Annotated in this window: 12 protein-coding genes; 2 read left to right on the top strand and 10 right to left on the bottom strand. The window is 29.4% G+C overall.

The features are described from left to right. Positions 1 to 6 precede the first annotated feature (6 nt). Positions 7 to 177, top strand: a complete 171-nt coding sequence (locus ACH2BO_RS05115) for a T9SS type A sorting domain-containing protein (protein WP_395043672.1) — start codon at positions 7 to 9, stop codon at positions 175 to 177. 68 nt (positions 178 to 245) lie between these two features. On the opposite strand, the gene ACH2BO_RS05110 is transcribed toward ACH2BO_RS05115, so the two are convergent. From ACH2BO_RS05110 to ACH2BO_RS05095, 4 genes are read right to left on the bottom strand one after another with little or no spacing between them, the layout of a single operon-like run. Next, entirely contained in the window at positions 246 to 1415 is a 1170-nt protein-coding gene (locus ACH2BO_RS05110; protein WP_395043671.1) for an acyl-CoA dehydrogenase family protein, read from the bottom strand. A 30-nt stretch (positions 1416 to 1445) separates the two neighbouring features. After that, a complete protein-coding gene (locus ACH2BO_RS05105; RefSeq protein ID WP_395043670.1) occupies positions 1446 to 2339 on the bottom strand; it encodes a helix-hairpin-helix domain-containing protein in 894 nt (297 codons plus the stop codon). 12 nt (positions 2340 to 2351) lie between these two features. Beyond that, positions 2352 to 2579, bottom strand: a complete 228-nt coding sequence (locus ACH2BO_RS05100) for a PspC domain-containing protein (protein ID WP_395043669.1) — start codon at positions 2577 to 2579, stop codon at positions 2352 to 2354. Then, the gene (locus ACH2BO_RS05095; RefSeq protein WP_395043668.1) at positions 2576 to 3847 is read right to left on the bottom strand and encodes a DUF2851 family protein; all 1272 of its coding nucleotides are present in this window, start codon (positions 3845 to 3847) and stop codon (positions 2576 to 2578) included. Before ACH2BO_RS05095 ends, ACH2BO_RS05100 begins: the two co-directional genes overlap by 4 nt. 108 nt (positions 3848 to 3955) lie before the next feature. Between ACH2BO_RS05095 and ACH2BO_RS05090 the strand changes: the two genes are divergently transcribed. After that, on the top strand, positions 3956 to 5608 hold the full coding sequence (locus ACH2BO_RS05090; RefSeq protein ID WP_395043667.1) for a GLPGLI family protein: 1653 nt from the start codon (positions 3956 to 3958) through the stop codon (positions 5606 to 5608). A gap of 54 nt (positions 5609 to 5662) precedes the next feature. Here ACH2BO_RS05090 and ACH2BO_RS05085 read toward each other — a convergent pair whose 3' ends face one another. From ACH2BO_RS05085 to ACH2BO_RS05060, 6 genes are all read right to left on the bottom strand, one after another. Beyond that, the gene (locus ACH2BO_RS05085) at positions 5663 to 5836 is read right to left on the bottom strand and encodes a hypothetical protein (RefSeq protein WP_395043666.1); all 174 of its coding nucleotides are present in this window, start codon (positions 5834 to 5836) and stop codon (positions 5663 to 5665) included. 11 nt (positions 5837 to 5847) lie between these two features. Further along, positions 5848 to 6417 (bottom strand): zeta toxin, encoded by a 570-nt coding sequence (locus tag ACH2BO_RS05080; RefSeq protein ID WP_395043665.1) that lies wholly within the window; start codon positions 6415 to 6417, stop codon positions 5848 to 5850. Between the two features lies 1 nt (position 6418). Then, positions 6419 to 7780, bottom strand: a complete 1362-nt coding sequence (locus ACH2BO_RS05075; protein WP_395043664.1) for a pyridoxal-phosphate dependent enzyme — start codon at positions 7778 to 7780, stop codon at positions 6419 to 6421. Positions 7781 to 7957: 177 nt separating this feature from the next. Then, positions 7958 to 9895: a putative porin gene (locus tag ACH2BO_RS05070; protein WP_395043663.1), complete on the bottom strand. Its 1938-nt coding sequence runs from the start codon at positions 9893 to 9895 to the stop codon at positions 7958 to 7960. Between the two features lie 105 nt (positions 9896 to 10000). After that, complete coding sequence (locus tag ACH2BO_RS05065) at positions 10001 to 11050, bottom strand: hypothetical protein (RefSeq protein WP_395043662.1); 1050 nt, start codon at positions 11048 to 11050, stop codon at positions 10001 to 10003. Positions 11051 to 11064: 14 nt separating this feature from the next. Continuing rightward, positions 11065 to 11461 (bottom strand): hypothetical protein (locus tag ACH2BO_RS05060; RefSeq protein WP_395043661.1); only part of this gene is annotated, 397 nt, incomplete at its 5' end.

Raw genomic sequence — 11461 nt, 5'->3', positions numbered from 1 at the left:
ACTAACATTGATGTTACTATTACTTCTCTAAAAGTAATCGATTTATTAGGTAACGAAGTTTTATTATCAACAAATGGCATTAATAAAATAGATGTAAGTGATTTATCAAGTGGCATTTATATTATTTCATTAGTAACTAATTATGGTAATTGGAATGGGAAGTTTGTGAAGAAATAAATTAGAAAAATTTATTAAGTAATATTTTGAATTTTCTGATATATAGTTATCATAATATAAATAAACAACTATCTCACCGCTGGTTGATAATTCTGTTTATCAATAATCATTTTTGATAAAATCTCTTTCAAAATTTCTGAAGTTCCACCGCCAATTGGACCTAAACGACTATCTCTTAACAATCTTGCTAATGGATATTCTTCCATATAACCATAACCTCCAAGCATTTGCAAACAACTGTAAATTGTTTCATCAGCAACTTTTGTAGATTTTAATTTTGCCATTGTAGCTTCTTTTACTACATATTCACCTTTATTTAATCTTGCAACAGCAGTATAATTAAATATTTTACAATGTTCTACATCTGTGGCGTGTTCTACTAAAGTATGTCGTAATGCTTGAAACTTGTCGATAGTTTTGCCAAATGCTTCACGTTGCGACATATAGTTAATGGCATATTCTATAGCATATTCTGCACTTGCGTGAGCATTTATTGCCATAATTAATCGCTCAAGTGCAAAATGTTGCATAATATAAGGGAATCCTTTTCCTTCTTCGCCCATTAAATTTTCTTCTGGAATTTCTACATTATCAAATGCAATTTCTGCTGTATCTGATGCTCTCCAACCTAATTTATCTAATTTTGTTGCTGAAATTCCATTTAGATTTGTATCTATTAGAAATATACTTATACCTTTATTTCCTAGCTCTGGACTTGTTTTAGCAGCTACTACATAATAATCAGCATATACACCATTTGTAATAAATGTTTTAGATCCATTAATAATATATTTATTTCCTTTTTTTACTGCGGTAGTCCGCATGCTTGCAACATCACTTCCAGCAAAAGGTTCAGTAATACACATTGCACCAATTTTATCGCCAGAAATACTTGGTGCTAAATAATCTTGTTTTATTCTTTCATCGCCTTCTGCATTTAAGTGCGTCATTGCTAAATAGGAATGTGCCCAAATGGCAGCAGCAAAACCACCAGATTTTATTTTTTGAAGTTCTTCTAATAATATAACCGTATAAAACAAATCTAAATTCAATCCTCCATAAGCTTCTGGATATGCTATTCCAAAAAAACCCATGTCGCCAAATTTTTTCCAAATAAAACGTTCAATTGAACCTGTTTTTTCCCATTTTTCAATATGAGGTACAACTTCTTTTTGTAAAAAATCTTGAAGACTCTTTCTAAACAATTCGTGTTCTTCTGTAAAATATGCTGAATTCATATAATAAACGCTTAATTTTTACTCTATTTTTTAGAATTGTAAATATAAGGCAATTATTTTGATTTTATCAACAGGAAAAGCTTTAATATTTGCTAAATCCTCAACTTTAATGTCACCATTCATACTTCGATAAGTAACTATGTTTTTAGAAATTGGATATTTGAAATATGGAAATTCTCCTAATTCTTTAATTGAAGCGTTGTTAATATCAATTTTTTTAATGTTTGGAACGGTTGTGATTTTGAAATATTTGTTGAGATTGGCAATAACTTCTGGTGATAATCCCCAAATATCATTCATTTGTTCCATTGATACAAATGCGCTATAGATTTCTTTTTGGATTAAAATTCTGTCTGAAATGGCATCACCTATTCCATATACTTTCATCAAATCTTCTTTTGTAGCTTGGTTAATATCCAAAATTTTCATGGCTTCTTTCTTTGGAAACTCTTTCCAATTGGATTTTGTATAAGAATTTTGAGAAACATCTTGATTCTTTTTATTCACCCAATCTGGAAATTTAAAAAATGGTGAAATTGCATTTAAAAGCGAATCGGAAATTCGGGTAACTTTTTGAAATTCTTCTGGCGAATTGGCAAACTTTCCTTGTTTTCTAAAGGCCAGTAATCGGTCAATTTCCTCAACTTTCATTCCTAATTTATATCCTTTAAAATCTGTAATAAAATTGGGATTAAATGGATACATTTTATAAGTTGTTTCATGCTTTTGAAGTTTTAAAGTATCAATAGCACTTTGAAGCGAAAGCCAATTCTGTTCCTCTTGTGATGGCTTATTTATTTTATTAAAATCAACAAAAAAATAAGCGATTTGCAAACCAATAATTATAACAAACAATAGAAGTATTCCTTTGCGCTGTTCTCTCGAAAAATTGAAGAATGATTTTAAATCGTCTTTTTCTAACATAATAAATTAATTCTATAGATCAAACACTGAAGTTCTTTTGGCTCTAACTAAATCTTTTAGTTTTATCCAGAAAGCTAAAGTTAAGTAAAATCCGAATCCTAAACCAACAGTTACAAAGGATATGTAAATAAAAAATAATCGAACACTTGTTGCTCTCATACCCAACTTATCTGCCAAGCGTGAAGAAACATGAAAACCATGTTTTTCAAAAAAATAGCGTATGTTGGTTATTGGTTTCATTTATCTTTTAAAAGTTCTAATCCAATACTACATTGCAAACATTTTTTATGGTTACAATATTCATTTTTGAGTTGCAATAATGATTGCGAGTCAAAAGCATTTTTAGATTTAATACCAAATGTAGTAAACTTTTCGATTATGGTGTTTTTCTCGGTTGGTATATTTGATAATAAATTGGTTAACGATTCTGAAATTTCTTTTCCTTGACTGTTAGCATAAGCAAATTGAATTGGAATTATTGTATTTATTATAATCAAATCTATAAACGATTTAGATAACGCTTTTTCTTTTCGAGGACTTGACTTGTCAAAATTGTAATGTGTTTTCCAATAATCACTTACAGATAAATTGAAAATATCATAAAGTTCATTAATAGAATTTGCACTGATTATTTTAGAAAATAAATTGCGATGCAAATGATATAACATTGCCAATTGTGACAGTCTAATGGTTGGAAAATTATCTGGTCGATGTTTAAAAAACTGAATAGGTTCAATCGTTGGCTTTTCTAATTTATATTTTAAAGCAATGTAATCATACCAGGATTTTAATTCCTTTGGGTAATTATCTTCAACGTTTTCTAATATCATATTGGCTTGACCAAACAGTAATGCTTCTAGATACATAACTTCTAGAGCTTCTTTTCTAATGAGTGAAAAAGTTATGGATTTGGCAACTTTAAAAAACATTTCGCCATTGGTATTCAAACCAAAATTTTTGGCAAGCATACAAAACAAAACTGATTCCCAATCGTTTTCTGTTTCTTGAAGCAGTTGTTGAATGGGTTGTGATTTTCGTTCTAAACGTTCAAAAAACAAACGTTCTTGCCAATTGGAAATTATAAAATTATCGACGCTTTTTATTTGATTTTCACAAAAAATCCAAGATTTTTGAGCCGTTAATGATTGATATTTAATAAGTTCTGAATTGGAAACATAGTCTTTAATTTCTAGAACTGGAATTTCGGAATTGTCTTTTCTGAAAATTGGTATGTCGTGTTCCCAAACAACATGAAGAATTACGCTATCATAATTATCGTCTTTTTCATGATTATGAACATACCAATCAGAAGATTTTATATGAATTTCAACATTTCCAGCCCATTTTTGATTGTCTAAAACTATTTGAGCATTAAAAAAATCAGGACCTGCAAGTCGCAAGTAGTTTCCAGAATTAATTATGGTTAAGTATTCGCCTTGAGTAGTTTTGAGATTATTAAAATCAAATTTCTTGTATTGCCAAACGTAATGGATAAAATCCTCTTTCATAAATTTTGAATCGAATATAAAATACTAAAGTAATTTTTTGGTATCAATTAAACTAATTTCCACAAATTAAAATTCAAAACTTATATTTGTATAACAAACTATAAGAAAATGAAACCCATAATTTTTATTTCGCTTTTATTTTTTTCGCTTTTTACTTTTGGTCAAAGCAATTATAAAATTACCTACAGTAAAAGTTCTAACGGAAAGTTAATTGAAAATCAAGATGATGTTTTTGTTTTTTCAAATGAAAAACAATCGATAATCACTTCAAAATCTGTAGTAAATAATAAATCTATATTTCCATTTGAACAGACTTTGATAACTAAATCAAATTATTTTCAAATTGCTAATTTGAATTCTTCAAAAATTATTACAACAAAAGATAGTCTTTCTATAGACAAACAAACCTTTGAACTACTTGATGAAACCAAAAAAATTTTAGGTTACAATTGTAAAAAAGCGAAAACTGTTATTAATTCTAATACGATTGAATTGTGGTATACAAATGATTTAAAAATAAAAGGTGCACCATCTTTACTTGGACAAAAATTAGGATTAGTGTTAGAAACTATTCGCAACGGTAATTTTGTGGTTAGTGCTACTAAAGTTGAGAGGGTCAAACAATTTCCAGTTTTAAAAATTGATGAAACTAAAATTTCAGATTTATTGACTTACAAAGATTTACTTTGGAAAAGCAGATTTACAACCATTTCAATTTTTAAAAATGAAATAATAAATTTTTCGGATGCATCCAAATCTAATGATAGTATTTTGAGATTTGCAAACGGAACTATTATTTTAAAAAAAGTAAAAATTCCAGAAATAGCCAAAGGAAGTCAAGTTTTTATCGATGTTACCGAACAATCTAATGGTGATGCTTATGATAGAACTGGTTCGGTTTTTATGATTCCTATGGATAAAAAAACTTCTTTTTTAAATGGATTGCAAAATGGAATAAAATCACTTCCTGTGTATGATAACGGAAATGGAAAGCAATATCAAGGAATTGTTGATAATGAAAATTATGAACCGCTAATTGAATTGATGCGTTTTTTCACTCCTTTTGGAATAAAACAATATAATAATTTACAACTGAAAGATAAAATTTGGGAAGAACAAGTTTATTATCGTCAAGATATTTCGGAGTTGACTTCGGCATTAAATAATCGCGAAATTTATATTGGAACTTTTATAGGAAATTATGATAAAGGTGGTCATAAAGTTAGTGTAAACATTACTATTCATAAAGAAGAAGAAAATGCTGTTGCAAAATCAGCTACAGTAATTCCGTTATTCAATTCGACCAATGTGATGGAAATGGCTGGGCAAGAATATGGTACTTTATTTAATTCTGAAAAAGGTTTGGTTGTGAATTTTACTTTAAATAAAGAGTTGAAAAATGCCAAACTTCGCTATATTTCTACTGGTCATGGAGGTTGGGAAAATGGTGATGAATTTGTACCGAAAAAAAATACAATTTATTTAGATGACAAAGAAGTCTTTCATTTTACACCTTGGCGAGAAGATTGTGGTTCATATAGATTGTATAATCCTGCATCTGGAAATTTTCCTAACGGATTATCTTCTTCAGATTATAGTCGTTCTAATTGGTGTCCCGGAATGATTACAAATCCTATATATATTGATTTGGGTGATTTGAAAGCAGGAAATCATACTTTTCAAATAAAAATTCCGCAAGGAGCAAATGAAGGAACAAGTTTTAGTTCTTGGAATGTTTCTGGAGTTTTAATTGGCGAATAAAAAAAACCTACAAGGTTAATTGTAGGTTTGCTCTATATTTTAAAAAAAACTTATTTATAATTTATGTAATTCAGAAGCTTTAATGGTGATAATTTTACCATCACGCATAATTACTACAGATTGGTTTTTTTCAATTTTGGTTTGAATCATTCGTTCAAATGACAATTTCAATCCTTTTGTAACTTTTACATGAAAATCATCAATTTTAGATACTACTTTCTTACTCATATTATTTGAATTTATAAATTAGCTATTTGATTCCATTTTGTTTTATCAAAAATTTTTGTTTCTTGATTATTTGAACCATTAGCAATTATTTCTGGTTGTTCTTCATTATCAAGTAACATCCAACTGTCACACAAAGGTATATAAATTTTGAATAAGTTTTCAATTCCGCGAGAATATCTTCTTGCAATTATGCCTTTTGGAATATTGTGTCCGCCTTCTGAAACTCTTAATGCTACTCTATTTATTGCCATTTCAATAGTTGGCAACCAAAAAAATAAAAGTTTTACAGTATAACCATTTTGTTTAGCTTCAAGCAGTCGATGTTTATAGCTTTTAGTTGACAATGTAGTTTCAAAAGCAAAATTTTCGTTTAGTTTTAATAATGTATCGATTCGTTCCAGCATTATTCGTCCTGCTTCGAAAGCTACTTTTTCTGGTTGAAAAGGTGACAATCCTAAAGCGATATTATCTGCATTTACAAACTCTTTACAATTTAAAATTTCTGGTAAAATTGTTAATGACGCAGTTGTTTTTCCTGCGCCATTGCAACCTGAAATTATATATATTGTTTTTTCTTTCAAACTATTTTATCGAACCAATAATATCATATTTAGTTATGATGTGGTGTTTTCCGTTTCCTAAATCTACAAGTACAGCTTGATTGTCTTTGGTAAATAACTTGGATACTTCGTCAATTGGCGTGCCAAGTTTTACAATTGGATATGGTTTTCCCATTACTTCTTTAATAGGTTTGTCTGCAACGTCTTTATTAGAAACATAACTTTGAAACAAATCTGTTTCGTCAACTGAACCAACAAAACCAGTAACATCTATTACAGGAATTTGTGAAATTTTATATTTTCTCATTCTGTCAATTGCATGAGAAACTAGTTCTTCTGTGCGAACAATTACTAGTGTTTTATCGATATGATCTTTGATAACATCTTCTGCTTTTGTAATTTCTTCGTCAAGAAAACCTCTTTCACGCATCCAATCGTCGTTGAACATTTTTCCAACATAACGACTTCCTGAATCGTGAAATAAAACTACAACAACATCGTCTTTAGTGAAATGTTCTTTTAATTGATGCAATCCTTTTACACAAGAACCAGCAGAATTTCCGACAAATATTCCTTCTTCGAGTGCTATTCTACGTGTGTACACTGCTGCATCTTTATCAGTTACTTTAGTAAAACCGTCAATTAATGAAAAGTCTACGTTTTTTGGAAGAATATCTTCGCCTATTCCTTCTGTAATATAGGAATAGATTTCGTTTTCGTCGAATATTCCAGTTTCGTGGTATTTTTTAAAAACTGATCCATATGTGTCAATTCCCCAAATTTTTATGTTTGGGTTTTTTTCTTTTAAATATTTTCCAATTCCAGAAATTGTTCCACCTGTTCCTACTCCAACTACAAAATGTGTAATTTTTCCGTCGGTTTGTTCCCAAATTTCAGGACCAGTTTGCTCATAGTGAGCTAAAGCATTTGATGGATTGTCATATTGGTTTACATACCAAGAATTGGGTGTGTCTTCGCCTAATTTTTTAGAAACTGAGTAATATGATCTTGGATCTGTTGGTTCAACATCTGTTGGGCAAACAATAACTTTTGCACCTACAGCACGAAGAATATCCATTTTTTCTTTGGATTGTTTGTCTGTAATAACAAAAATACATTTGTATCCTTTTACAATTGCTGCAAGAGCTAAACCCATTCCTGTGTTTCCAGAAGTTCCTTCAATAATTGTTCCTCCGGGTTTTAGTCTTCCGTCAGCTTCGGCATCTTCTACCATTTTTAGTGCCATTCTATCCTTGGTAGAATTTCCTGGATTGAAGGTTTCAACTTTGGCAAGTACAAGTGCATCGATTCCTTTAATAACTTTGTTTAGTTTTACTAATGGTGTGTTACCTATAGTTCCTAATATATTTTCTGAATAATTCATGTTTGTATGTTTGTGAGTGCAAAGATATTGATAATAATATGGTTTTACAAAACTATTGATTTTATGTAAATGGTTGGCTGTATAACCCTGATTGCAGCGTTATCCTTTTTTTTGTAAAGAAAAAGATATAGCGAAAAGCAGGAATATGGTTTGGTAAAAGAAATAAGCCATTCGTTTCTACTGAAAGAAATTCCAAACAAGTCCAAATCGAATCATAAAATCGCGATATGGTGTATTTGGTGCTGAATAATAGTTGCTTGCTGAAAACCCAGAATTGAAATGTTCTGCCTTTAGGAAAATTCGAGTTTGACGAATTCTTGCATTTACAAAGAAATCTAACACCGGAAAATTACCAATTTTAGTTTGGTCTTGAACGAAAAATTCACCAATAACCGGATTATAATCGTTGGCATTGTATTTAGTAAAATAGTTGAGTGTTATACCTGTTTGAAGAAATAATGCTTTTTTGAAAAAATAATTGGTGAAATAAACGGTATTTCTAGTGACTATTTGTGGCACGTTTAGAATATTTTCATCCTGAGACACATTTTGATATAAAATAGTGTTGTCAAGAGCAAATTTATGATATTTTATCTCTTTACTGACTTTGAAGGAGATATAATTAATAGGTTTATCATATTGCTTTGGAGAAACCAGTTGCAAATTTGTGGAGTTGTCATTACTAAAATATAAATGATCGTTGAGTAATGAAATTTGTGCAGTTGCAATTACCCATTGTGTATTTGCAATAATTGAAACATTGTTTATCTTTTCGTTTTTGAAATCATTTTTCCAGTTATAGTCAACATAACTACTTTGATGTAATGTGAAATTGTGATTGGGAATTTGACTTATGTTTTGGTATTGAAATGAAAAATCATTTTTATCGTTAAACTTATATTTTAGAATAGCATCTATAGTTGAAAATGTTTGCTTAGAAATTGCTTTATTGTATAAAAACTTTCCATTCCAATTGTTTTTTTGATAGATGTATTGACCACCAACAGCATTAATTCTTTGTGATATTTGATTCGGAATTATTGCATCTTCTAATATTAATACTTTATCATAACGATAAACATATTTGAAATCTTCTATAAAAAACTGAAATTCACCTAGAGTTTTATTTTCATAAGTCGCTCCAAGTTTATTATACATTCTTTGATAACGTGTTTGGTCGTTTATTTTACTTGTTACATAAGAATTTCCGAAACGTTGAAATGGTGCATCATTCCCAATTTGAGTTAATAAAGTTTGTTGATTAAATTCATAAAACTTATTTTCTAAATTAAACTGATGGTTTACAAAAAGATTATTAATGGTTTCTTTTTTATTAATTCTAAAACTGTGATCTATAAAAACACGTTTTCCTTTTAGAAACGATTTTGCATCAGTAAGATAAACTTGTAATCTTGCTCGATTTTTAAATGAATTATCTTCACTTTCAAAGTCGTTTATTGAAGTTATTCCTCCATTTTCGCCATTTAATAAGTCTTGACCTGTAAAATGGGCATTAATTTCATATCTTTTATTTAACGTAAAATAACTTGTTGTAAATCTGAAATTTCCTGTGCTTGAAAGTTGGTTTATGTATTTTCCGAGTGAACGTAGACCTTTATATGCAATTGAAAAATTAAATCTTTCAGAAGTGTTGACTGTTATTAGTGCGTCAACGTTCTGACCTTGTTCCATTACAGTTTTAAAATAAAGCTCTGTTAATGGAGTTGCAACAGAATAATAATTAATATCTTTTACTTCGAGATATCCATAATGTTTTCCTTTAAAACCAAATTCTGGAAAGGCATTATTATGGTTTAAATCAAAATAAAGTTTATTATAGGTTTGACCTTCATTAGCAAATTGTTGCAAGCCAAAAATATCTTTTCTTAAATAATTATACTTATAATCACTTTTTATTGTTAACGAAGTATCTACATATGTTGTATCTCTATCTAAAGTTATGATTTTGTATTGTTCGTGTTTAGCTTTAGGAACAGTAACTATTTTATTATTATAGACTTTAGTTGTGTCTAATTTTTCTAAACCATTTTCAACATCTTGAGCGTTTGAAAACGATACTGATAAAGTAAATATAAAAAACAAAAATAATCTCATAGTGATACAAATGTGAGGCAAAAATACACAAATAGAATAAATAAAATGTTAAAAAAAAACCATCCGCAATTGCGGATGGTTTAAGTATTTGAAAATTAAGATTTATTATCTTTTGTTTTTCATTTTGTTTTTGATGTTATTCAATAAGTTAGCATAACGACCAGAACCTAATACTTCTGCAGTATCATAATCAGTTAATACATAATTATTACCAGTTTTAGTAATGATTGCTATAGGAATATATGCATCAGGATTTCCTTGAACTGCACCTTTCTTTTTGTATGTAAACTTACCTGTCATATCAGTAGTGTGTGTAAACACACCTGGTTTAGCCATAGTAACTTTTACTGGGAAGATAATATCACCAGATTTTGGGATATTAACATTCGTAGCAGCAACAGAACCAATAGTCCAAAAACTAGGTACAACAATATAATCACCATCTGGATCAGCAGCATCAATAGTTACAGTTGCTGGACAGTTGTCATAATCAAAATATGGAGTAGCAGAAAAAGTATCATCATAAATTTCTAAATCGAAATCATAAACACACATCTCATGTTCTTTACTATCAGTACCTGTGAAAGTTGTTGGAACAATAGTTCCATGAGCATCTGGATGATCACCATTCCATTCCATGTTTACAACAAAATTATTAGATGTTGTATTAGGAATTGTCAAGTTAATCAATTCAGAACCTGGAGCTAACAAAGTAACACCATTTCCAGCAGGAGTCAATTTTAACACTAAGTTTTCAGTACCTTCTGGTAATAAATCTAATACTGCATTAATATTAAAAGTAAAACTAGTTGTATAAGCTGGAATAGTTATTTTGTAACCAATTAATCCCCAACCATCATCTGTACTTGTTTCAATATCTAATGGCTCATTTGCACCATAAGTTACAGTAAAGTCTCTAAAGACACCTGTACCACTTAAAACTTCAATTTTCATGTCAGTTTTAATGTTTAACGGCTTGTCTAATGTTAAAGTTACAGTTGATGAAGTACCTTCAGCAATGTTTAAACTTGTAACACTTGTAGTAGCAATTGCTTTTACACTTGAAGTGTAAGTAGTATCATAATCATTATTACATGAAGACAATAAAACTAAGGCAGCAACTGCGAATAAATTATAATTTAATATTTTTTTCATTTTAAAATAATTTTTTAGTTTTCAGTATATACATTTGTATACGTTTGATTTCCTGCAGCAAATGAAATTTCATAAGTAACTTTGAAATGAGTAGCGTCAATAACTTCACCATCAGTACCATCTGTAGTTAAACCTTTTACAGTATTAGAATAATATTCTTGAGCTAAATGTTGTAAACCAACACTAATGTCACCGCAAATATCTGTAAAGTTATAACCTTGATCTGGAGCAATTGTACCTGCAGCCCATTGACCTGTAGTTCTTGTCTTGAAATAGTTTACATCAACTAACTCTACAGTTTCGTTAGTGTAAGTTCTAACAACTCCATCACCTCTTGTAACAACAACAGTATAAGTTCCAGCTAATTCAGATAAACATCCAATGAAATTGATAGTTACTTGTTTGTTTTGA

This window comes from Flavobacterium sp. (genome assembly GCF_043773265.1).
In the GTDB taxonomy this organism is placed as follows: Bacteria; Bacteroidota; Bacteroidia; order Flavobacteriales; family Flavobacteriaceae; genus Flavobacterium.
This window is presented reverse-complemented; position numbering and strand designations above follow the sequence as displayed.

Coding starts and splice junctions, on each gene's coding strand:
- ACH2BO_RS05110 (WP_395043671.1), bottom strand. CDS start 1,415: ATGAATTCAGCATATTTTACAGAAGAACACGAATTGTTTAGAAAGAGT.
- ACH2BO_RS05105 (WP_395043670.1), bottom strand. CDS start 2,339: ATGTTAGAAAAAGACGATTTAAAATCATTCTTCAATTTTTCGAGAGAA.
- ACH2BO_RS05100 (WP_395043669.1), bottom strand. CDS start 2,579: ATGAAACCAATAACCAACATACGCTATTTTTTTGAAAAACATGGTTTT.
- ACH2BO_RS05095 (WP_395043668.1), bottom strand. CDS start 3,847: ATGAAAGAGGATTTTATCCATTACGTTTGGCAATACAAGAAATTTGAT.
- ACH2BO_RS05090 (WP_395043667.1), top strand. CDS start 3,956: ATGAAACCCATAATTTTTATTTCGCTTTTATTTTTTTCGCTTTTTACT.
- ACH2BO_RS05085 (WP_395043666.1), bottom strand. CDS start 5,836: ATGAGTAAGAAAGTAGTATCTAAAATTGATGATTTTCATGTAAAAGTT.
- ACH2BO_RS05075 (WP_395043664.1), bottom strand. CDS start 7,780: ATGAATTATTCAGAAAATATATTAGGAACTATAGGTAACACACCATTA.
- ACH2BO_RS05070 (WP_395043663.1), bottom strand. CDS start 9,895: ATGAGATTATTTTTGTTTTTTATATTTACTTTATCAGTATCGTTTTCA.
- ACH2BO_RS05065 (WP_395043662.1), bottom strand. CDS start 11,050: ATGAAAAAAATATTAAATTATAATTTATTCGCAGTTGCTGCCTTAGTT.